Annotated in this window: 17 protein-coding genes; all 17 read right to left on the reverse strand. The window is 49.8% G+C overall.

Translation table 11 applies throughout. The features are described 5' to 3' along the window. Positions 1-55: 55 nt before the first annotated feature. Complete coding sequence (gene smc / locus N774_RS0103915) at positions 56-3,628, reverse strand: chromosome segregation protein SMC (protein ID WP_024859990.1); 3,573 nt, start codon at positions 3,626-3,628, stop codon at positions 56-58. 4 nt (positions 3,629-3,632) lie between these two features. Further along, a complete protein-coding gene (locus N774_RS0103920; protein ID WP_024859991.1) occupies positions 3,633-4,631 on the reverse strand; it encodes an elongator complex protein 3 in 999 nt (332 codons plus the stop codon). Beyond that, positions 4,618-5,307 carry a ribonuclease III gene (gene rnc / locus N774_RS0103925; RefSeq protein WP_024859992.1) on the reverse strand — a complete coding sequence of 230 codons (690 nt, stop codon included), beginning with the start codon at positions 5,305-5,307 and terminating at the stop codon, positions 4,618-4,620. Before rnc ends, N774_RS0103920 begins: the two co-directional genes overlap by 14 nt. Before the next feature lie 5 nt (positions 5,308-5,312). Then, positions 5,313-6,320 carry a phosphate acyltransferase PlsX gene (plsX, locus tag N774_RS0103930; protein WP_024859993.1) on the reverse strand — a complete coding sequence of 336 codons (1,008 nt, stop codon included), beginning with the start codon at positions 6,318-6,320 and terminating at the stop codon, positions 5,313-5,315. After that, positions 6,298-7,620 (reverse strand): methylenetetrahydrofolate--tRNA-(uracil(54)-C(5))-methyltransferase (FADH(2)-oxidizing) TrmFO, encoded by a 1,323-nt coding sequence (gene trmFO / locus N774_RS0103935; RefSeq protein WP_024859994.1) that lies wholly within the window; start codon positions 7,618-7,620, stop codon positions 6,298-6,300. The genes plsX and trmFO overlap by 23 nt, the downstream gene beginning before the upstream one ends. Further along, complete coding sequence (gene topA, locus N774_RS0103940; RefSeq protein ID WP_024859995.1) at positions 7,617-9,698, reverse strand: type I DNA topoisomerase; 2,082 nt, start codon at positions 9,696-9,698, stop codon at positions 7,617-7,619. The genes trmFO and topA overlap by 4 nt, the downstream gene beginning before the upstream one ends. A gap of 12 nt (positions 9,699-9,710) precedes the next feature. Further along, positions 9,711-10,925, reverse strand: a complete 1,215-nt coding sequence (dprA, locus tag N774_RS0103945) for a DNA-processing protein DprA (protein ID WP_024859996.1) — start codon at positions 10,923-10,925, stop codon at positions 9,711-9,713. A gap of 36 nt (positions 10,926-10,961) precedes the next feature. Continuing rightward, a complete protein-coding gene (locus N774_RS0103950; protein WP_024859997.1) occupies positions 10,962-11,750 on the reverse strand; it encodes a TrmH family RNA methyltransferase in 789 nt (262 codons plus the stop codon). Between the two features lie 127 nt (positions 11,751-11,877). Continuing rightward, the gene (gene rplT / locus N774_RS0103955) at positions 11,878-12,231 is read right to left on the reverse strand and encodes a 50S ribosomal protein L20 (protein WP_019678114.1); all 354 of its coding nucleotides are present in this window, start codon (positions 12,229-12,231) and stop codon (positions 11,878-11,880) included. 67 nt (positions 12,232-12,298) lie between these two features. Continuing rightward, complete coding sequence (gene rpmI, locus N774_RS0103960; protein ID WP_019678115.1) at positions 12,299-12,502, reverse strand: 50S ribosomal protein L35; 204 nt, start codon at positions 12,500-12,502, stop codon at positions 12,299-12,301. 13 nt (positions 12,503-12,515) lie between these two features. Continuing rightward, positions 12,516-13,040, reverse strand: coding sequence for a translation initiation factor IF-3 (gene infC, locus N774_RS0103965; protein ID WP_024859998.1), 525 nt, complete (start codon positions 13,038-13,040; stop codon positions 12,516-12,518). 201 nt (positions 13,041-13,241) lie between these two features. Then, entirely contained in the window at positions 13,242-13,940 is a 699-nt protein-coding gene (locus N774_RS0103970; protein WP_051463367.1) for a stage II sporulation protein R, read from the reverse strand. Positions 13,941-13,952: 12 nt separating this feature from the next. Beyond that, the gene (gene ftsH, locus N774_RS0103975) at positions 13,953-15,395 is read right to left on the reverse strand and encodes an ATP-dependent zinc metalloprotease FtsH (RefSeq protein WP_024860000.1); all 1,443 of its coding nucleotides are present in this window, start codon (positions 15,393-15,395) and stop codon (positions 13,953-13,955) included. A gap of 117 nt (positions 15,396-15,512) precedes the next feature. Then, positions 15,513-18,242, reverse strand: coding sequence for a glycoside hydrolase family 9 protein (locus N774_RS0103980; RefSeq protein ID WP_024860001.1), 2,730 nt, complete (start codon positions 18,240-18,242; stop codon positions 15,513-15,515). Positions 18,243-18,283: 41 nt separating this feature from the next. Next, positions 18,284-20,227: a glycosyl hydrolase gene (locus N774_RS16780; protein ID WP_080770546.1), complete on the reverse strand. Its 1,944-nt coding sequence runs from the start codon at positions 20,225-20,227 to the stop codon at positions 18,284-18,286. A 267-nt stretch (positions 20,228-20,494) separates the two neighbouring features. Beyond that, the gene (locus N774_RS0103990; RefSeq protein ID WP_024860003.1) at positions 20,495-21,358 is read right to left on the reverse strand and encodes a leucine-rich repeat domain-containing protein; all 864 of its coding nucleotides are present in this window, start codon (positions 21,356-21,358) and stop codon (positions 20,495-20,497) included. Between the two features lie 573 nt (positions 21,359-21,931). Further along, on the reverse strand, positions 21,932-23,425 hold the full coding sequence (locus N774_RS0104000) for a recombinase family protein (RefSeq protein WP_024860005.1): 1,494 nt from the start codon (positions 23,423-23,425) through the stop codon (positions 21,932-21,934). Between the last annotated feature and the right edge of the window lie 58 nt (positions 23,426-23,483).

The following is a 23,483-nucleotide window of genomic DNA, read 5'->3' on the forward strand; positions in this document are numbered from 1 at the left end:
CCTCCAAACATGGTCCATATTAATAAACGAAATTAAATGCAAAACTGTGACATAATTACTGGATATCAGCAACGTCCTCCTGGAAATCCACCTGCTCCATTTTGAGAAGCTTGGAAATACCGTCCTCCTGCATGGTGACGCCGTAGAGCACGTTTGCTTCCTCCATAGCGCTTCGTCTGTGGGTAACAAGCACGAACTGAGTAGTATCCGTGAATTTTTTCAGGTACTGAGCGTACTTTCTTACGTTGACTTCATCGAGAGCCGCGTCGATCTCATCGAGTATACAAAACGGTGCAGGTCTCAGCTTCAGTATTGCGAAGTATATCGCTATAGCTACGAATGACTGCTCGCCGCCTGACAGTGAGATAAGGTTCTTGATGACCTTTCCGGGAGGGGCAACGCTTATCTCGATACCCGATTCCAGAACGTTCTCGGGGTCTGTGAGTATGAGCTCAGCCTTTCCGCCGCCGAAGAGCTCCACGAATATGCTCTTGAAGTTTGAGTTTATTATCTCAAAGCTCTCTGAGAATATCCTGCACATCTCCGACGTAAGGTCTGTGATTATCTTTTCAAGCTCTGTCTTGGACTTCTGCACGTCGGCTATCTGCTCCGACATGAACTCATAGCGCTCGGATACTTCCTTGTACTCCTCGATAGCGTCTACATTTACGCTTCCGAGAGCGCGTATCTTGTTCTTGATTGTTGTGAGCTCTGCCTGTGCGGCTATCATGTCGTCTATCTTCTCAGCCATTGCAACAGCCTCGGAGCGTGTAAGCTCATAGACCTCCATTAGCTGCCTGATGATATTGTCCGTATCGCGGGTGACAGTCTCCTTGCGCTCTTCAAGACGTGTTATCTCTGCGGAGAGCTTTTCCTTGGCATCGTTGATAGTCTTCAAGCCGTTCTGCATCTCGTTTACAAGGCGGTTCTGCTCTGTATGAGTTGCATGACAGCGCTGTATCTCTGCATTGTAGGATGCTGTATTGTCCTTGAATTCGGAGAGCTTCTGCTTCAGCTCGGCTATCTCGGCTTCTTTCTGAGAAATGAGCTCCTTCTGACGGGATATCTCCTCCTCAAACCGGTGAGCGCCGTGTTTCAGCTCTTCCTCTCTGCGGTCGATACGCGTGAGTTCAAGCTCCTGAGCCTGTACGTCCTTTGCAAGCTCCATGCTCTTTATTTTCAGCTCGGACAGCTTATCGGACAGCTCCTCGCGCTGTGCTCTCAGCTTGTCGCGGGTATCCTGTCCCTGTGCAAGCTTTTCCTCTGCTGCCTTTATCTCGGCTTCGGTGTCGGCAAGTGCTTTTTCGGAGTCAGCTATACTCTGCTTTGCGGCAGCTATGCGCTGCTCGGTCTCCGCAGCAAGCTTCTCGGAGTTCTCGGACTGTGTACGGAACTGCTCCGAAAGGGAAGCAAGACTGTTGAGCTCTGCTCCTATGCGGACTCTGTCAGCCTCGCACTGCGCCTGCTCATCCTTGGCAGCCTCTGTGTCATAGCGGAGCTTCTCGGCTTCTGCACGGAGCTTCTCAGCCTTTTCGCGGAGAGTATCACGCTCGGCTTCCAGCTTTACTATCTCGGCGTCAAGAGTGTCTATCTCATTCTTGCGGGTTATGATACCGCCCGAGCGCTGCGCCGAACCGCCCGTGAATGAACCGCCTGCGTTGATTACCTGTCCGTCAAGAGTTACTATCCTGAACTTGTAGCCGTACTTCTTGGCGATAAGTGTAGCTGTGTCGATGTCCTCGGCTATAACTATACGTCCCAGAAGCGAAGCGATAATGCCGCTGAACTTAGGGTCGTAGGTAACTATCTTGTTTGCGTTTGCAACAAAGCCCTCGCAGTTTTCAAGTCCCTGCTCGCGGAGCTCATTGCCCTTGACTGATGTAATGGGCAGAAATGTGGCACGTCCGCCCTTCTGCTCTTTAAGGAATCGGATACAGCGCTTGGCAATGTCCTCGTTTTCAACGATGATATTCTGCATAGCGCCGCCCAGTGCAGTCTCAACTGCAACTGCGTACTTTGGCTCAACGCCTATATTCTGAGCAACAGTTCCCATAACTCCGCCGATGCGTCCCTGCTTGGAGGCTTTCAGCACCTGCTTTACGCTGCCAGCAAAGCCCTCCATGTTGTTTTCAAGGTCGGTGAGTATCTTTCGGCGCTGCTGCTTGTCTTTCAGTTCATAGAGAGCTCTCTCGAAGTCTTGCTTTGCCTGCTCAAAGCCCTCACGGCGTGATTTGTAAAGCCTTTCAAGTCCGCTGAGCTTGTTGCGGAGCTCCTCTGCTCTTGATGCATTCTTCTCGGACTCAGCCTTTATCTCGGCTTCCTGACTTTCATATTCGCTGAGCTTGCGGCTTATATCGCCGCTGCTCTCACGGAGCTCGGCAAGACGGGCGGTCTGCTCCTCTATGGTCGCCTTTGAGGACTCGATAGTGAAGCGGTGCTCGCTCTGCCTGATATACATGGCGTTTATCTCGCTGCCAGCCTTGTCAACGGAGTCTCCAAGCTTTGAACTCTCGCTCTCGGCTTTCTCGAAGCTCTCCTCGGCAGCCTTTATATCGGCTTCCAGAGCCTTTTGCTGAGCTTCAAGCTCTGCCAGTCCGTCAAGAACTGCCTTGCGCTCCTGCTCCAGTGCTTTCTTTGCTTCCTCGGAGCTGTCGATGTTCTTCTGAGCAGCTTCAACCGCCTCATTGCAGTGCTTTATGTCGTTTTCAAGAACGGCGATGCCCGACTTCATCTCAGATGAGGTCTGCTCCTCCTCCAGCATCTTGCGGCGGAGCTCGTCAGCACGCATGGTGCTCTCCTGCATCTTTCTGATACCGTCGGCTATCTTCTGCTCCTCGCGCTGTATGTCGTTCTCTATGTTCTCGTACTCGTTCTTGCTGACGAGTATCTTGCTCTCTATCTCATCGAGCTTTACCTTCATCTCGTCAAGCTTTGTCACCCATACGGATATCTCCAGCTTTTTGCGCTCCTCGGCAAGCTTTATGAACTTCTCTGCTTTCTGGGACTGTATGCGCAGGGGCTCTACTCTGCTCTCTAATTCTGACAGTATATCCGTCAGACGAAGGAGGTTTTCCTGTGCGGCTGTGAGCTTTCTCTCAGCCTCTAATTTCTTGTAGCGGAACTTTGAGATTCCTGCCGCTTCCTCAAAGATATCGCGGCGCTCGGAGCTCTTGGCGCCCACTATCTCTGCGATACGTCCCTGTCCGATAATGGAGTAGCCGTCACGTCCCAATCCTGTGTCCATGAACAGCTCATTGATGTCCTTCAGACGGCATGGCTTGCCGCATATCATGTACTCGCTCTCGCCGCTGCGGTAGAGCTTACGGGTGATAGCCACCTCGTCATCCATGTCGGGGAGAGTCTTATCCGAATTGTCGATATTCAGCGTTACCTGCGCAAAGCCCATGGGCTTTCTCGCAACTGTACCCGAGAATATAACGTCCTCCATTTTGTTGCCTCGGAGCGTCTTTGTGGACTGCTCGCCCAGTACCCAGCGCACCGAGTCGCCTATATTGCTCTTGCCGCTTCCGTTAGGACCGACAACTGCGGTAAGTCCCTTATCAAAGGTCAGACTTATTCTATCGGGAAAGGACTTAAAGCCCTGTATTTCCAATGATTTCAGGTACATTCGCTCACCTCCTCAGCATGCATCTGTATTTGGGGACGCTATCGTCCCCGATTATTTTCACATCTGTTCCAAGCTCCTTGAAATAGATGATATTTGATCTCTTCTGTCCTGTTGCCTTGCTGATACACGACGGGTGTACCGCAATGACCGCTGTCTGCGGCATTTCGCCCTCGCTTTTCAGCTCAAATTCCATATTATGGCGATATATCAGTCCCTCGCACAGCTCGCGGAATGCAGGGTGATAAAAGCCGCCTACCATGTCGCGCTCCACGAACTCACTGGCGTGAAGTCCGCACTTTATGACTCTTATGCCGCTGTCCTCGAACATTGCCATTGCGGAAGCGGCTATCTCCACAGCCTTATCAAAGCTGAAAGGCTTGTATTCTCCCGACATCAGAAGCTCTCCAAGACGGGTGTTTTTCAGAACCACCACTGGGTATATCCTCACGGTATCGGGGTGCAGAGCTGCCATACGCTCTATGGTCGCCCATTCCTTTTCGGGAGTGCTGCCGTAAAGCCCTATCATCATCTGCAAGCCAAGCTCAAAGCCGAATGCTCTGATAAGCTCACAGGCGTCCTCAACGTCCTGTGCGGTGTGTCCCCGCTCGTTGAGTTTCAGCACCTCGTCGTCCAGTGACTGGGCACCAAGCTCTATGGCGGTAACGCCGTATTCTTTCAGGAGCTGCAATATCTCAAAATCAATGCAGTCGGGACGTGTAGAGCAGCGTATGCCACTGAACTTACCCTCGCCCACGAAGTCATGGGCTGCTTCGAGAAGCTCTGTCATATAGTCACGGGATATGGCAGTAAAACTTCCGCCAAAAAAAGCTATCTCGGCATTTTCGGGCTCCCTTACCTCTGCAAGCGCCCTCTCGCATATCTCCCTGACCTCATCGCCTGTGGGAGCGTGCTGCGCTCCGCTGATGGTACGCTGGTCGCAGAAACTGCACATATGAGGGCAGCCGATATGGGGAATGAATATGGAAATATTACTGTGCTTCATAGCCCATAAGCTCAAGTGCTTCCTTTGCAGCAAGCTGCTCGGCTTCTTTCTTGCTCTTGCCCTTGCCCTTGCCTATGACCTGATCGTTGAGACAGACCTCAACTACAAAGCTCTTGTTGTGGTCTGGTCCCTCCTCTCCAATGAGGACGTACTCTACCTTTTCCTCAGGATTCTGCTGGACTATCTCCTGTAAAACAGTCTTGAAGTCGTTGAAAACAGGCTTCTTTGCATGCTGTATATCCTTGGGCATGAAACGGAGTATATGCTTTGCAGCAGGCTCCATACCGCCGTCAAGGTATATGGCTGCGATAACTGCCTCAAAGGCGTCGGCAAGTATGGACGGGCGCTGGCGTCCGCCTGTGTTTTCCTCGCCCTTGCCAAGGAGAAGGTAATCTCCCAAGCCAATCTGCTGCGCAAATATATGCAGGGATTTCTCGCATACCAGAGAGGCTCTCATCTTGGTGAGCTCCCCCTCTGCCACGTTGAGGTTCTTGTATAAAAAGTCCGACACCACTATTGACAGCACGCTGTCTCCCAGAAATTCGAGACGCTCGTTGCTGCCGTTGGGGCGTTTCTTTTCATTTGCGTATGACGAGTGAGAGAGTGCTTGTTTCAGCAGTTCTGTGTCCTTGAATTTATAGCCTAATATTTCTTCAAAACTTGAAAGGTCTTTCATTGTAATCACTCCTTGTCTGCGGCTGACATACGGGCCACATAGCCCTCTATGACGCCTGCGACATTGCCGTCCACGCAGCGTTTAGCCTGTCTTACGGCATTGAAGAACGCCGTTCCGTCAGAGCTGCCGTGTGCTTTTATAACGGGCTTTCTCACGCCTAAAAGCGCAGAGCCGCCCACTTCCTTGTAATCCATCTGTTTGCGGAATGTGTTTATCTTCTTCATTGCAAAAAGAGCGCCTATCTTGCCTGCTCCCGAGAAGAACCATCTGAGCTTCTTTGAGAAGAAGCTGCCCATGCCCTCGTAGAGCTTCAGTGCGATATTGCCTGTGAAGCCGTCAGTGACCACTACCTGCACCTCGCCCTTTGGCATATCTCTTGCTTCGATATTGCCAACGAAGTTGAGCTCCGAGGCTTCAAGGAGCTTATATGCTTCTATTTCAAGCTCTCTGCCCTTTGTCTCCTCAGCGCCGATATTCAGCAGGGCTACCTTTGGACTTTTCACGCCCATGACTTTTTCCATGTAGGCGCTTCCCATAATTGCAAACTGGAGCAGCATCTCGGAACGGCATTCCGTATTGGCGCCTGCGTCCACAAGCACAAAGCTGCCCTTGTCAGCAGGCATAACAGGTGACGGAGCTATACGCTTGATACCTTTGATACGCTTGACGATGAAGGAAGCTCCCATAACGAGAGCGCCCGTGCTGCCTGCGGATACAAAGGCGTCGCCCTTACCCTCAGCCAGCATGGTCAGACCAAGCCCCATGGAAGTATTCTTCCCTGACTTGATTATTTCCTTCGGTTCCTCATGTATATCAAAAACATCATCGGTATGGACTATCTCCATGCCGTCAAGGCTTATGCCGTTCTTCTCGGCGCAGCTTTTTATCTCAGGCTCTCTGCCTGTGAGGATTATGCTCACGCCCAGCTCGCTGACTGCTCTTGCACATCCTCTGAGCACCTCCAGAGGAGCATTGTCTCCTCCGAAAGCGTCAACTATAACTTTTACAGCCAATTCTATCAAGCTCTCCTCTCAGCGAGTTTACCGCACGCTGCGCATATGCGCCGTAGCGTTCCTTTTTGTCTCTTATCTTAACACCGATGTCGGGAAGTATTCCCATATTTGCGCCCATTGGCTGAAAGCTTCCGCTGTTGAAGGGGTCGCTTATATAGTGTGAAAGAGCTCCCGTCATGGTATCCAATGGCAGCTTCATGGGCTCAAGTCCCTTTATTTTTCTTGCAGCAGCAATGCCCGCCATGAGACCGCTTGCCGCTGACTCCATATAGCCCTCAACTCCCGTTATCTGTCCGGCAAAGTATATCTCGGGACGGCTTCTCATGGAGAAGTCGGAGTTGAGCAGCTCTGGACTGTTGATAAAGGTATTTCTGTGCATTACTCCGTAGCGCATGAACTCGGCATTTTCAAGTCCAGTTATCATTGAGAATACACGCTTCTGCTCGCCGAATTTCAGGTTTGTCTGGAAGCCCACAAGGTTGAAAAGCGTACCCTCGCGGTTCTCTTTTCTGAGCTGTACAACTGCGTAGGGACGCCTGCCTGTGCGTGGGTTGTCGATACCCACAGGCTTCATAGGTCCGAAGCGCATGGTGTCCACACCTCGGGAGGCAAGTTCCTCGATAGGCATACAGCCCTCGTATACGCTGAAGGGGTGGGTCTCAAAGTCTTTCAGCTGCACCTTTTCAGCAGCGATGAGCGCTTCGTAAAAAGCAAGGTACTCCTCCTTGTTCATGGGACAGTTTACGTAATCTGCGTCCCCTCTGTCATAGCGCGAAGCATAGAAGGCTCTTTCCATATCTATGCTCTCGGCAGTCACAATAGGCGCAGCTGCATCATAAAAGCTCAGTCCCTCGCCGCATAACTCCTTTATGATATCAGCCATAGCTCCCTGTGTGAGAGGACCTGTGGCGATTATTGTCGTGCCCTCGGGAAGCTCTGTCACCTCGCCGCCTATGACCTCGATAAGGGGGTGGCTCTTTATCTTTTCCGTAACTGCGTCGGAGAACTTCTCGCGGTCAACTGCAAGAGCGCCGCCTGCTTCAACGGAATTTGCCTTTGCGCAGGGCACAGTCAGTGAGCCAAGCATTTCCATTTCGTATTTGAGAAGTCCCGCAGCAGATTCAAGTCTTGCAGCTTTCAGCGAATTGGAGCAGACAAGCTCCGCAAATCCGCCGTATTTATGAGCAGGTGAAAACTTCTCGGGCTTCATCTCAAAAAGCCTTACTTTTATGCCTGCTTCGGCAACAGCCCATGCAGCCTCGCAGCCTGCAAGTCCTGCACCGATAACGTTTACTATCATTTTTTCAGCTCTCTTTCATAGCCGCAGCCCTCGTTCTCGCAGACCAGCTTGCCCGACTTGCCGCCCTTCATGAACAGGCTCTTGCCGCACTGTGGACAAAGCTCCTTTGTGGGGACGTTCCATGTCATGAAGCTGCACTCGGGGAAGCCCTCGCAGCCGTAGAAGCTCCTGCCCTTCTTGGACTTTTTCAGCAGCATTTTCCTGCCGCATCTGGGGCAGCTGCCCTCGGTCTCGGTAACTATCTTCTTTGTGTTCTTGCACTCCGGGAAGCCCGGACATGCAAGGAATTTTCCGTACTTGCTGTACTTTATTACCATATTCCTGCCGCAGAGCTCACAGACCACGTCGGTCTCCTCGTCGGGGACCTTGACGCGCTTGCCGTCCATAGCTTCCTCTGCCTTTTTGAGCGTCTCGGAGAAATCGTCGTAGAACTCGCGGAGGGTGCTTACCCAGTCCTTTTCACCGTGCTCCACCTCGTCGAGGTTGTTTTCCATTTCAGCGGTGAACTTTGCGTCAACTATCTTCTTGAAGTGGTCCTTCATCAGCTCTGTGATGACCTCGCCCAGATTTGTGGGCTTCAAAGCCTTGCCCTCATGCTCAACGTAACGGCGTGAGGTTATAGTGGTTATAGTAGGAGCATAGGTACTTGGTCTGCCTATGCCGTTTTCTTCAAGAGCCTTTATAAGGGAAGCTTCCGTATAGCGCGGAGGCGGCTGTGTGAAGTGCTGGTTGCCTGCAATGGATTTCAGCTTCAGCTTATCCTCAGCTTTAAGCTCGGGAAGCATTTTCTTTGTGCCGTCCTCGGAATCTGTTGACTCAACATAAAGAGCCATGAAGCCGTCGAACTTTACGGAATAGCCCGAAGCTCTGAATGTACAGCCGTTTGCGTCGATATCAGCGGAAACGGTATCAAGGAGAGCGTTTGCCATCTGGCTTGCGATGAAGCGCTCCCATATGAGCTTATAGAGCTTATACTGGTCGGCGCTGAGGCTTGACTTTACTCTCTCGGGAGTGAGCTCGGGAGTTGACGGACGTATAGCTTCGTGAGCGTCCTGAGCGTTGCTCTTGGTCTTGAAGTTTCTTGGCTCAGGGGGCAGGTAGTCCTTGCCGTAAACTGTTCCGATATAATCAGCGGCAGCTTTTTTCGCTTCGTCGGATATACGCAGGCTGTCTGTTCTCATGTATGTGATAAGACCTACTGCGCCCACGCCCTGTACGTCAACACCTTCGTAAAGCTCCTGTGCAGCCTTCATGGTGCGCTTTGCACTGAAGCTGAGCTTGCGTGAAGCTTCCTGCTGCAAGGTGGAGGTAATAAACGGAGGTGCGGGCTGCTTCTTAGTAACGCGCTTCTTTACAGATGTAACTGTATACTCGGCGTTCTCCAGTCTTTTCAGAAGTCCGTCTGCCTCTGCCTGATTTGCTATTTCAAGCTTTTCGCCGTCAACGGCTACAAGAGCTGCGTCGAAAACCTTTCTTGACGACGGAGCTGTGAACTTGGCATCGATAGACCAGTACTCCTTTGGCACGAATGCTCTTATCTCGTTCTCGCGGTCAACTACAAGGCGTACCGCAACGGACTGAACTCTTCCTGCTGACAGTCCTCTCTTAACCTTTTTCCACAGGAACGGACTGAGCTCGTAACCCACAAGACGGTCAAGGATACGGCGTGCCTGCTGAGCGTTTACAAGATCAACGTCGATCTTGTGAGGATTGCTCATACCGTTCTTGACGCCTGTCTTGGTGATCTCATTGAACGCCACGCGGTTATCCTCGTTCATATCAAGCTTCAGCATCTGAGCTATATGCCATGATATAGCTTCTCCCTCGCGGTCGGGGTCGGTAGCGAGATATATCTTATCGCACTTCTTGGCGCGCTTTTTCAGTTCTCTGATAACGTCCTCCTTGCCTTTCATATCCGTATACTGAGGCTTGAAGTCGTTATCCTTGTCCACGCCCATTTTTGACTTCGGAAGATCGCGGACGTGTCCCATGGAGGCTATTACCTCATAGCCTGTACCAAGGTATTTCTGAATAGTTTTTGCCTTTGCAGGCGACTCTACTATGACTAAATCTGACATTTAAAGTTCCCCTTATCTGATAAGTTCATACATTTTTCCCGGAAGTGAACGCACTATACCGAATATCTCAAGCTCGGTCAGTTCCGTCATAAGCTCCGAAGGGTCTATTTCAAGATGCTGTGCAAGCTCGTCGGCATGCTTTGCACCGTCCAGAAGAGCTTCCGAAATGCGCATCTGCTGTTCAGAAAGATCATTCGGCAGCTCGTATCCATCATTTTGGGCAGGACTTTCCTGCTCATTGTTATCTATGCCGTTAAGCACCATAAAGGCTGACCGTATTTCATCGTCGGAAAGCTTTGGCACCTCGGCAAATACATCCTTTCCTCTTTTGACTGCTGTCTCGGGCTGAGCTTTTCTGCCCGTTATACATTCCATAACGTCCGAGGCGTCATACATCGGTATGGCACCGTCACGCAGCAGCTTGATATTGCCTGCGAACTCGCCGCTGAATATGTCGGCAGGAGGCAGGCAGAGAACATCTCTCCCCTGTCCTGCGGCAAGATTTGCCGTTATGAGCGAGCCGCTTTTGGCTCCTGCCTGAAAGACTACAGCAGCCTTTCCGAGAGCAGCGAGTATACGGTTCCTCTTGGGGAAATTAGGCGAATTCGGCGGAGTTGCAGGCGGGAATTCCGAGAGGAACACTCCTCCTGCGGATATGACAGCGTCCCTGTAGATGAAGTTCTGTTTCGGGTAGTCAACGTCAACTCCGCAGCCCATTACGCAGACCGTAGGACGTCCCATATCAACGGCAGCCATGCTGCACGCAAGGTCAATGCCTACTGCAAAGCCGCTGATTATGACAGCTCCCCGTGCAGAGAGCTCCGAGCATATCTCCTTTGCGGCTTTCAGGCTGTAGGCTGTGGCTTTTCGCGTTCCCACAGCAGTCACCGTAAGCTCATTCTGCAAGCAGGCGATATTGCCCTTGTAATAAAGCACCGACGGCGGATTATATATATGCCGCAGCTGCTCGGGATATTCGGGACTTGTTATGGCAATTACTCCTATACCGCGCTTTGAGCAGCTGACAAGAAAGCTCTCTGCAGTATGGAGCTGTACCGAATGTACATTTTTGTTTTCGGCTTCGTTAAGGCTCACTACAGAGCTGTCCGAGCTAAGGGAAAGGTACGCCTTTTCAGCAGTTCTGAAAAAGCTCATTACCTCCCATATGCGATGATTTCCCGTGTCGAATACCATATTCAGCCACACCCAGTATTTTGTCTCCTCCATAGCCAAGCCCCCCTTTAGCCAAAAGTCAATGTTGTTTTACTTGCTGAGCTCCCACATAAGTATACCCGCAGCCATTGCCGCGTTGAGGGAGTTGATATTTCCGTGCATTGGTATTATGACACGGCGAGTGCAGCGCTGTGCGATATCGGCAGGAAGTCCGTTGCCCTCGTTGCCGATGAATACTGCCTGAGTGCCGTCAAAGCTGCACTCCGTAACAGGCTGTGCGTCCTTGTCTATTACTGCGGCAGATGTAAGCGCTCCTGCTTCGTCAAGCTGTGCAAAGAGCACATCTGCGTCGTTTTCAATTGCGATATCCATTCTGAACACCGAGCCCATAGTTGAGCGTATTACCTTTGGACTGTAAAGGTCGCAGCTGCCCGACATTATAACTCCGTCAATGCCGAGAGCGTCGGCTGTTCTTATCATCATTCCCACATTGCCGGGGTCCTGAAGTCCGAAAAGCACCAGATACTTTCCGCCGCTTTTCATTATACTCCTCACGCTTCGCTGTGCAGGTATCCTGCACATGGCAAATACTCCCTGAGTCGTATCGGTTGAAGCGATTTTGTTGCCAAGCTCATTTGAAATGACAATCGTCCTTGTGTTTCTCAAATCAGCCTGCAAAAGCTCCTCCCCGAAGCGCTCCTGCGCTTTCTGGGTAAGTATCAGCTGAGTAATGCCGCTGTCCTCACTGAGAGCGTCAGTAACTATCCTGAGTCCCTCCAACACGAATAAGCCGTACTGAAGCCTCTCTTTTTTCGAGTTGGAAAGCTTCTGATACAGCTTGACAGTTGGATTATCTTTTGAAGTGATGATGTTTTCCAATAGCACAACACCGCCTGTATATATCCATAATGCGCAATGTAAGGCTGAGCCTATGACTGCGCATTACGAATTACGAATTAACAAAAACACGCTCTTAAATTAATAAGAAGCGTGTTTATTTTCTTGATTAAAGAGCAGCCTTTGCCTTGTCAGCAATTGCTGTGAAACCTGCTGCATCGTTGATAGCGATCTCGGAGAGCATCTTTCTGTTGAGAGAGATACCAGCCTTCTTGCAGCCGTTCATGAATGTAGAATAATTCATGCCGTTGAGCTTAGCAGCAGCAGAGATTCTTGTGATCCAGAGCTGTCTGAACTGTCTCTTCTTCTGCTTTCTGCCGATGTATGCATAGTTGCCTGACTTCATTACGGCCTGCTTAGCCATCTTGAAGTGCTTGCTCTTTGAACCCCAGTAGCCCTTAGCAAGCTTTAAAGTCTTGTTTCTTCTCTTACGAGTCATCATTGCACCTTTAATACGTGCCATAGTCTTTTACCTCCAAATATTAAAATTACGGGAATTCGTTCAAAAGCTTTGCGGTGATCCGCTCAGATCACATATAAGGAACGAGCTTCTTGATTGTAGGTGCATTTGTGCAGTCAGCCACACCTGCGTTACGAGCGATTCTCTTGCGCTTTGTATCCTTCTGAGTAAGTCTGTGTCTCTTGTTGGTGTGCTGGTACTTTACCTTACCGCTTCCTGTAATCTTAAAACGCTTCTTAGCGCCAGAGTGAGTTTTAACCTTTACCTTTGCCATTATATTATCCTCCTTACTTAGCGGCCTTTGGGGAAACGAACATTACTATGCTGCGTCCCTCCATTTTAGCCGGCTTATCCACAGTGCCTGCCGCAGAAACTGCTTCCTTGAAACGATCAAGAAGTTCGTTGCCAAGTTCGGGATGTGCAATAGCTCTTTTACGGAATCTTACCGATACCTTGAGCTTGTCGCCGCCCTCTAAAAATTTGACAGCCTGATTTACCTTCGTCTCAAAATCGTGAGTGTCGATAGTGGAGAACATTCTGATCTCCTTGATCGAAACGACCTTCTGATTTTTTCTTGCTTCCTTCTCACGCTTAGCCTGCTCGAAGCAATACTTACCGTAGTCCATGATTCGGCATACGGGCGGTGTTGCCTGCGGAGCGATCTTTACGAGATCCAGATCCTGATCGAAAGCTATCTGCTGAGCTTCTTTGGCGGACAATACGCCGAGCTTTTTTCCGTCAGCGTCGATTACGAGTACTTCCTTGTCTCTTATCTCTTCGTTGATCTGCAGTTCCTGTTTGCTAATAGTCAAGCACCTCCAAGCAATATAATTTAAAAACAAAAATGAGTGCAGAAATTATCCGCACTCACCAATAGTCTCTGAAAATACCACACTGCCGCAAGAACAGCACGATAAACCGATACATATTGACCGTTTCAGCATAGCCCGACGGTGAGAACGCATAGTTCTGCTTTGTTTACTCAAATATTATATACGATTTTCCTGTAATTGTCAAGCCGCCTGAGCATTTTTGTCATTTTGCACATCATCATCGCTGATAACGCTTTTTATTTTGTCCCAAATTGCAAATCTCACCTTGTATTTTCTCGGTTTCCGCAGCATATCAAGCTCTTTTGCGTCAAAATGCTCTTCTGCGGACTTATCCTCAGCAACATCTGTACCCCCGTCAGCTTCGGTATCACATGCAGCAGGCAGACACAGGGGCGGATACATGACGCACCACCAGTTATGGCCCTCGGCGCTTCCTATTTTAATGCGCAGAGCGCGGTACCTTCCCGAGGGCATAGTGATGTCCCCGTATGTCCTGTCGCCGAAATCCACGTCAGCAAGCTCCGCAGTGACTTTGTCCGCGCAGCCGTTCTCGCGGAGAACTCCCTCCGCTATATCCGTTATCTTATCCATACTCGCTTCGGCTATTGACTCAGCTTCGGAAAGGCTCTCCGCAGACTTGAATATACCGCTTTCAAGCAGTCTGTCACGCACTTTCAGCTTCAGCTGCTGGTCGCGGTCGCTGTCGGAGTTTGCAAGGATATGGAGCCGCAGTACACTGCCGCGGAGGTCGTCAAGCTTACGACCGTCGCTGATGAAGCTGCTCATATTGGATATAAGTATAGTCAGGATAAGACCTGCCGCCATGATAACGCCGTTTGGCTTTCTCATAAACATCACCTCAGCAGCTATCATTGGCATATATCGTCTCAATTATACAGCATGTGCAGCTTTTTTGTCAAGTATGGCTCTGAACTCCTCCCCCGTTATGGTCTCTCTTTCAAGGAGAAAAAACGCCAGCTCATGAAGCTTATCCCTGTTGTCGGACAGTATCTTCAAAGCTTTATCGTGTGCGCTCTTTATTATGCAGCAGACTTCCTCGTCCACCCTTGCAGCCGTTTCCGCCGAGCAGATAAGGGACGCATCTCCGCCCAGATACCTGTTGTTCACCGTTTCAAGAGCTGTCATGTCAAAGCTGCTGCTCATTCCGTAGCGGGTCACCATTGCACGGGCAAGCTTGGTCGCCTTTTCGATGTCGTTTGCAGCTCCCGTAGTGCAGGTGCCGAAAACCAGCTCCTCTGCGGAGCGTCCCCCTGTAAGGACTGTTATTTTTGCAAGGACTTCTTCCTTTGAGAGCAGGTGCTTCTCGTTCTCGTCTATCTGCATGGTATAGCCGAGAGCTCCCGACGTGCGGGGCACTATGGTTATCTTATGTATAGGTGCAGAATCAGCCTGTACAGCTGCCACAAGAGCGTGTCCTATCTCGTGGTAGGCTATGAGCTCCTTTTCTTTCGGCGAAATGACCGCATTCCTGCGCTGATAGCCCGCGATGACTACCTCAACACTCTCCTCTATATCCTTTTGCTCCACGAAGCTGCGCCCGTCACGGACAGCTATCAGTGCCGCTTCATTTATAATGTTTGCAAGCTCCGCTCCCGACGCCCCCGCCGTAGCCCTTGCAATTGCATTGAAGTCGATATCGCTGTCCAGCTTTACCTTTTGGGCGTGAACATGAAGTATGGCTTCCCTGCCTGAAAGGTCGGGGAGCTCCACAGGGATGCGCCTGTCGAAACGCCCGGGACGAAGCAGCGCAGGGTCAAGAGAGTCGGGACGGTTGGTGGCTGCAAGTATCACAACGCCCTTGTTCCCGTCGAAGCCGTCCATTTCTGTCAGGAGCTGATTCAGAGTCTGCTCCCGTTCGTCGCTGCTTCCCGTCTGTCCCTCGCGCTTCTTGCCTATGGTGTCTATCTCGTCAATAAAGACTATGCAGGGAGCCTTTTCCGCAGCCTGTCTGAATAAGTCCCGAACCTTTGCGGCTCCTACTCCTACAAACATCTCCACGAACTCAGAGCCTGATATGGAGAAAAAGGGTACATCTGCCTCACCCGCCACAGCCTGTGCAAGGAGAGTTTTTCCCGTCCCGGGCGGTCCCACAAGGAGAGCTCCCTTTGGCAGCTTGGCGCCTATTTCAGCATACTTCTCGGGACAGTGCAGAAAGTCCACTATTTCCGCAAGAGCCTCCTTTGCTTCGTCCTGTCCCGCAACGTCGGCAAAGGTCTTGCCCGTAAGCGCCTTTACGTATACTTTCGCACTGCTTTTCCCGAAAGACATGGCCCTCCCGAAGCCCTTGAACATTCCGAACCTTTTATTGCCCATGAAGTTTCATCTCCTTTTTCAAGTACGATAAAATTATAACACAGCAAAAATGCGAAAACAACAAGTAAATAATGGCATAAAAAAAGCTGCACTTTTCAGTGCAGCTTTTCATTGTTATTAAAGTGACTTTACCTTGCCGAGAAGGAATTCCTGTATCATAAGTGCGTCGTTTGATGTAACGCCCTTTACCTTTGTATCAACATCTGCATTTGCAGAGCCCTGCTCGGTAAGCGCCTTCTTATCAGTACCGCCGATGCCGTACTTGTTTGGATTTGCAAGTGACTGCATTATGAGAACAACATCAGACATATCTACCTGACCGTCGCAGTTAGCGTCGCCTGCCTTTGTGACAGTGTTCGCACTGCCATGTGAGAACGGATCGCCGGTTCCTGTAGCTGTTACTGTAGTCGGACCTGCTGTAGTAGTTGTAGTTCTCTTGGAAGGATCTACCATTGTTGTCACAGTTGTGGTTTTCTTTGTGGTTGTTGTAACAGGCTTGGTAGTAGTTGTTGTCTTGTCGTCCTCCTTGGGTTCAGGCTTTGTGCCGTCAGGCTCGATACCGCCTACGAGCACGCCGTCATCGTAGATACAGATGTAATCTGTACGCTGCTCGGGCGGATCATCAACTGCAAAGAAGTCGTTGCTGTCACCGATCTTGAGATCCTGATAGCTCCAGTCGTTGCTCGGATCCCATACGTCACCGTAGTACATACCGAGGTCGAACTGATACTTCTTGCCTGAGTTTGCTATTACATAGCCGTCCCATGTGACCTCTACATAGTAGGTATCAGCTGCCTTGTCATACTTGAATGGGCCTGTGAGAACACCGTCAGCGCCTACAGCGCCGTCCTCTGTGCTTGACTGGTCATAGAGCTCACGAACCTCGCCGAGGCCGTCTATGCCCTTGGACATTTCGCTTATATTGAAGAAGTAACGTACTGATATCTTCTTTGAAGGCTTGCTCTCGCCTGAGAGTACCTTGAAGGATACCTGTGTAGTACCTGCGCCGTCACCGTTCTTGTTAGGCTTGTCAACTGCCACAGCCTCGATCCAGTAGCCGCTGCCGCCTTCGCCGCCTGCACCGCTGCCGTAAACTCTCTTCTCGTCAGCAGGCGGGAAGTCAGGAGTAACAGCCATTTCAGGTGTGCCGTAAAGTGCGTAGAGACCTGCTGCTGCGCCCGGGAGACAAGCGTTATAGTCGATAGTTACCTCGTTCTCTACCCAGTCGTTTGTGCTGTCGCTGTGGCCGTCGCTTCCGTCAGGACCGCCTGCAAGAGCGCCCCAGAGGATGTGCTTCTGCTCACGGGGATCCTCAGCCATAAGGAGTCCTGATGCAGCACGGTGATGAGGATTCTTTACAGCGTTATCGTTATAGCCAACGATGAACGCTCTCGGACCGCTTGAGCCGTTTTTGCCTGCAAGAACGGTCTGCTTGGAGTTTTCCTTATAGGTTATCTCGTTCTTACCGAGAACGTAGTCCATCTGCTTCTTAGCCCATTCACTCCACTCGCTTGGCTTGCCGTTGTTCTTGTACTTGTCGTAAACAAGGCATATCATCTGCATAGCGGTATTGTAACGGCAGCTGCCCCACTGATTGAGGTATGCAAAGCCGCCCTTTGTCTCAAGCTGCTGCCATGTTTTAAGGCACTTGCCCACACAGTCATTGTCCCAGAAATCGTCAAATACGTACTGGTTCTTGCCCTGTGCGTCTCTTATCTTCTGGACAAGGTCGAGATCGGGGTGCTCCTGATTGATAGCAGCCCACATAACGCCTGCGCCGCTCCACATATCGTTCCAGCAGTAGCACCAGCCCGAAGGAGCATAGTAATCGAATATCTTTACAGCGTAGTCAAAGGACTTCTCGTCGCCTGTTGCAAGATACATCCATGCAGCAGCCCAGCAATAGTCGTCCTCCCACTTTGTAGAGCCGTAGAATGCACCCGGACCGTCTGCGTTATCAGAAAGGAGCTCAGTTGAATCGCCGATACGGTCGATAGCGTCGTTTGTGAAGTCCCAGAGAGCCTTTGCGTATTTCAGTGACTTTGCTGCATATTCCTCATCTGTATCCTTGAAGTTAAGGTAGTTGATAGACAGTGCAGCACAGGCTGAAACAGCGTAGTCGATCTGCGGCTTGTCAGCAGTAAGGAAGAAAGCGGGACGAGGCATTGTATCTACCTCGGGGCTGTTCCAGATAGCGTGATCTATATTACCGTCACCGACCTGATAGCAGTGAGCAACTACCTTGCCGCTGTCATCAAGGAAGGTACATTTCATGAGGTAATCGTTGAAGTGACGGAGAATAGTCTCCATATGGTCGTCCTGTTCCAGCTTCTTGAATACATCGCGGAACTCATAGTAATCCCAGCCGAGGGTAGCTGCCGAGTAGTTCTCGGGCATACCGAACTCAACGTGGTCACCTGCGTCGTGGAAGCCGCCTGCAACGTCGATAGTGCCGTCGCCGTCAGGGTCGAGGACATCCTTGTACTTTTCCATGAATGAAGCAGAAAGGTTAGTACCGCCCTTGCTCTGCTTGTTGGTCTCCTTGTCCCATGGTATCATAGGAACGTGAGCGTCATAGGTATGACAGTTTCCGCGCCATGAGAGACGGCTGTCCCGATCAACAGTATCTCCGCACATATTTGCGTCATAGAAATAAAGTGAATACTGAAGTGCACGGGCGTAGTCGATATCAAGACCCGAGTCATTTACGACCTCGCTTATGGGAGCGCAGAACTGCTGCTCCTCAGTGTCGGCGTCTACCGCCTGTACAGGCGACAGCATCGTACACATTGAAGTTGCCGCAGTGACCATACTCACAATCGCTGCGGTCAGTTTTTTGTGATTCATCATAATTCCTCCCTTTTATAATGTGAATCTTTATATTTTTTTTAATCCCACTTTGAAAGACCGAGGAGATGCTTCTGTATCTCCAGTGCGTCGTTTGAAGTGAGTCCTTTGCTTGAAGTGTCCACATCTGCGTTTTCCGAGCCCTGTGCAGTGATGTGCTTGGGGTCGGAACCGCTTGTGCCGTATTTATTTGGATTTGCAAGAGCCTGCATTATCAGCACCACATCTGCCATATCAACTGAGCCGTCGCAGTTGGCGTCGCCCTTTTTGTTCTTGCCGTCAGGGGGCTTCACTGTTGTAACGGAAGTCGTAACAGAAGTTGTTGCAGCAGGCTTAGAAGTTGTTGAGGAAGAAGTTGCTGCAGTTGTTGTACTACTGACAGCAGTTGTAGTTGTTGTCGCAGCCGTCGTTGTTGTAACGGCAGGCTTTGTGGTAGTGCCTGTCACAACTGTCTCACCGCCGCCGTTTATGGGGTATGTTTTCAGGTCGGGAAGCTCGTCGAGAGTTATGCAGTAGTCGCTCTGATATATCTCAATAAGGTTGTCCACAGGGTTGTTCTGCTCGCTTGTGAGGTAGTTCATATACCACGGACAGAAGTAAAGCCATGCAGCCTTGTCATTTACGAGGTTTTCAAGTGAGGGTATGGAGTCGTTCTCGGACATGGTCACCATTTTCTGACCGTCGGTTATCTGAACCATGCTGTAGAATGTGGACGCTATGGAGCTTAGATTTGCCACGCCGTCCGCACAGTTGTACTTGTCGCAGCCCAGTATATCAACAACATCGTCGCCGGGATACCAATCCTTTGCGGCAGGTGAAGTGGAGCTCGTCCACACCCAGATGATATTGTCCAGACCGTACTCGTTGGTCAGCTTGTCATAGAGCAGACGGTAGAGCTTCTTGCAGGGCTCGGCACCCTCAGCTCCCCACCAGAACCATGCTCCCTCAGCCTCATGGAGAGGTCTGAACAGAACAGGTACATCGGCGTCCTTGAGCTTTTTGAACTCGCCTGCGATGAGCTCGATATCCTTCATTATGACCTCGTTTTCCCATGTGCCCTCCTCAAGAGCCTTGGAAATACTGAATGTGGTAAACTTGGGATTTGCCGACTCAACGTAGAACGCAACATCTTCGCTTCCCTTTTCACAGGGCACATTCCAGTGCCATGATACTGTTGCGATACCGTGGTACTTGTTTACCCACTCGATAACGCGCTCGGGAGCGTGGTCTCGCCAGTCCGAGGAAGTGTTGTAGGCAAGGAAGTCGATACCGCGGATAGCAGGCTGCTTGCCTGTCTTTTCAAGTATGTACTCGAACTCCGCCTCGTTGTCCTTGATGAACACATCGGGACTGTTCCATAAATTGTAGTTGTGGTCGCCGCAGTATTCCTGCTGACCTGAGATGACATGCTCTCCGTAGACGTCACAGAGATAGCTGTAAAGCCTCTTTGTGGTCTCGGAAGCCTTTGGATTGCAAAGCTCTCTCGTTGGCGAGAGATTGGTGAGCTTCTCGGAAGCAGGCTTCAGAGTAAGGTAATCGAAAAAGGTATAGCCCCAGTAAGCTTTCAGCTCAATGGTGTTCCTGCCCTTTTTCAGATTCACCACGCCACCCGAGGTCTCCGCGAACTTGTTGGTGTAGGGACAGGTCAGCTCTCCCTGATTGACGCCGTTGACGTTGAGGTACTGCACCTTCTTGTTGGGGTCGCTGGGCTCACAGTAGCATATGGTCAGCTCATAGAGACCGTCCTGGGGCACATCGACCTCAACGCTGAGGGTAGTGCCCTTCTGGTCGAGGTAAGCAAAGCCCTTTCCCGAGTATCCGCTGAGGTCGGTATCTTCGGGGAAGTCGCCAAGCTTCACGTCTGAAACTCCGTTTGCGTGGATCTTTCCTCCACTTGTCTTGCCGTCCTCGAATTCGTATTTGAGGACATTGTCGGCAGCCGATACTCCCGAAAGAGATCTCGGTGCAGCAGAGGGAAGGCTCATCGCCGCCGCGGCGATGACAGCAGCCGCTACAGTGCTCGCGGACCGCTTTAGTATTTCTTTCTTCAATTTGATCCCTCCAGATCATTGTATAATATTTATTAAACCGATAATTTAAGTGCCTAATCTTAATCATCGGACTTAACGCATACACACATATATATCATAGCATATTTTTACAGAAAAAGCAAGCTGTTTCTGCAAATATTCCTCAAATTGGTAAGCATTTTACAAAGCGCAATTTATGGTCAGCGTTGAAAACAGTGTTAATTATTTAAGCTTTTGGTCAGACCAATCAGTCAAAACAATTCTCAGAAGTAACAATGTGAGTATCAGAAATACTGTCAGTCCCAGAAAAGCTGCTTTACTTCCGTTACCGTCCGCAGCGTTCTCTGACATATAAAATCGCAGACCGTTGTCCGCTGCGTAAAGCTCTGCCGCTGAACCCTTGGTGCCCTTAATGACCATATCCCGCTTACACAGTTCCATATTGCCGTCACAGGTATATCCAAGCGCCTGTGTACCTATCGCCGTGCAGGCTGACGGCACATCAAAGCTGTTCAGTCTGTCACACATAAAAAAAGCTCTGTCTCCCATTGACTCAAGAAGCTCCCCTGTCTCCGCCATTTCAAGGTCTGTGCAGCCTGCAAAGCAGAATGCTCCCATGGTTTTAAGACTGCTCGGCAGCGTTATCTCTTTCAGCGTTGTACAGGCACGGAAACAGGAATCGGGAAGCTGCTCCAAAGTATCGGGAAGCTCCGCGGCGGCAAGCTCTGAACAGCCGCAGAAGCTGCCTTCGCCTATCTCGGCAAGTCCCTCGGGAAGAGCTATGTTCTCCAGAGAATCGCAGGCGTAGAAGCTGTGGTGTCCCAGCTTTGCGAGCGTGCTCGGCAGACTGATGCACTTCAAAGTGCTGCAATTACAGAATGCGTTGTCACGTATCTCAGTAACGGGGTAGCAGCTGATAAATTCGGGGATTTCAAGCTCCGTCGGCTCACCCGTAAAGCCTGTTATGACCGCTTCGCCGTCGATAATGGAATATTTCAGGTCAGTCTTTTCTGCTCCGAAAGCGCTGAAAGCTGCCGCAAAAAATAAAAAAACAGCGGCAATAACGCCGCAAACCGCTCTAAACATTGCGTTCACTCCTTTTAAAGCAAGTATATCAGCCCTGAGACCTTGCGCAAAGAGTTTTTTCTCGACATTTTCCGCTGTTTTTTCTTTTGATTTTTGAGGATTCTCTCTTTCTCGGCAGTCCGAAACAGCTTTTTCTGACGCAAAAAGACGGCTTCTCCCGAAATATTTCCGAGAAAGCCGTCGTAAACGCACGAAGCTGCCGACATACGCCGACAGCTTCGATATCCTCTTTCGATTCCCCATCTATACTTTTCACTCCGATGTTCAGGTATCGGATAAATCAAGTACTTTTCTTGTATACATTATAGCATATTACTCTCAGTAAGTCAAGCACAAATCGGAGATTTTTGCATTATTCCGCTGTTTCAACTAATTTGTGCTCTGCTTTTTAGATATTATAACGAAACAAAAAATAAGCTTTTATACTTCAAGTAAACCGACTGCTGAGTATTACATTTTGCTATCATGCTTTACCGCATTTTTTATCAAAAGAGGGATTGCAGGCATAGAAGTTCTTGGAGTTAAGCTTTTCCTGTGCTATCCTAAGCGCTTCACCACATCATGCAAGATGGCTTAAAATCGCCATTTAATGGTTATTTTTTCACTTGTTGCATATATGACTTTTATCAGCGTATCGACCACTCTGCGCTTGTCATCAAAACTCAGTTCTTCCCACATAGTAAGGTGATTGTCAATCTCATCAACAGGGATTTCATTCTTGCGGCTGAGTTCCTTGATGCGCTCATTTATCTCGTCCTTCCTGACATCAAGAGCATTTATCCTCTCATTTATGTACCGAAACAGAGCATTGTCCGAATCTTTCACCTTTTTGAGAAGCTCCGATATCTCCTTATCTATCACAGCCAGCTCGTTTTCAAGCTGAGTCTGCTCAATATTCGGGACTTCATTCTCCGAAGGAGACAGGTGACGAAACTGCGCCAGCTTTTCTTTCATTTCATTATATACAACGCTTTCGACTTCATTTGTATACAGAGTTCCCGTACCCTTGCAGGTCTTTGAATTGAGCCTGTTAGAACACCTGAGATAACGTCTCCGCCCGCCGTCAAACTCTTTAGCAGTAACTGCATATCCGCATACTCCGCACTTGATCTTACCGCTGAGCCATGTATGTTTGGCTTTCTGCACAGGTATCATCTGCTTCCTGCCCAGACATTTCTCACGGCATCTGAGCCATACAGAAGACTCGATTATTCCTTTGTGAGGTGCAAGCACTATCTGAGTTCCTTCGATCTTAGAAATGTCTTTCCTTTCAGCTTCACGGCTCTTGTAACTATAGCAGCCATTCTCACCTATGAAGTCCGATGGCGGATTAACAAGTTCAGCATCGTGATCCTTGAAGAAATTATACACATCAAGGTCAGCCTTAACATATATGGGATTACTGATTATCTCCCTTATTCTTTGCCTTACCCAGACTTTACCGCGCTTCTTTATACCGAGTTCATTTATCCTGTCAATGATATCTCCGTAAGATGTCTGCGGCTGAGAATACATCTCATAGATCATACGAACGACATTTGCTTCCTCGGGAACAGGCTCGTACATCGAAGTATGTATACCGTCTATAACGGTAGGTACTGTCCGATAGCCATACGGTATACTTCCGCCCATGAAAAAGCTCCTATGACTTCTCGAGAAGTATGCGTCCGCTACTCGCTTCTGTATAGTCTCACGCTCAAGCTGAGCAAACACTATACAGATGTTGAGCATTGCATTTCCCATAGGCGACGAGGTGTCAAACTTTTCAGTGGCAGAAATAAACTGCACTTTGCGTTTACTGAACATCTCAATCATGTTTGAAAAATCCAGTATGGAACGGCTTATTCTGTCCAGCTTGTAAACGATGACCGTATTTATGAAGCCTTCCCTGATGTCGCTCATCATCTGTGTGAACTCAGGACGGTTTGTATTCTTTCCACTGTAGCCTTTGTCGATGTAGGTCTTGAAAGGTTCCCCTCTCGTTTCATATTTGCATAATTCTATCTGTTGCTCGATTGAGATACTGTCCGCACGATCAACAGACTGTCTTGCGTAAATCGCAATCACAATATCAGCTCCTTTCAGAGCTGCCGACGGCAGAGTGCATCACACTCCACCGTAAACA

This window comes from Ruminococcus flavefaciens AE3010 (genome assembly GCF_000526795.1).
Taxonomy (GTDB): Bacteria; Bacillota; Clostridia; order Oscillospirales; family Ruminococcaceae; genus Ruminococcus; species Ruminococcus flavefaciens_D.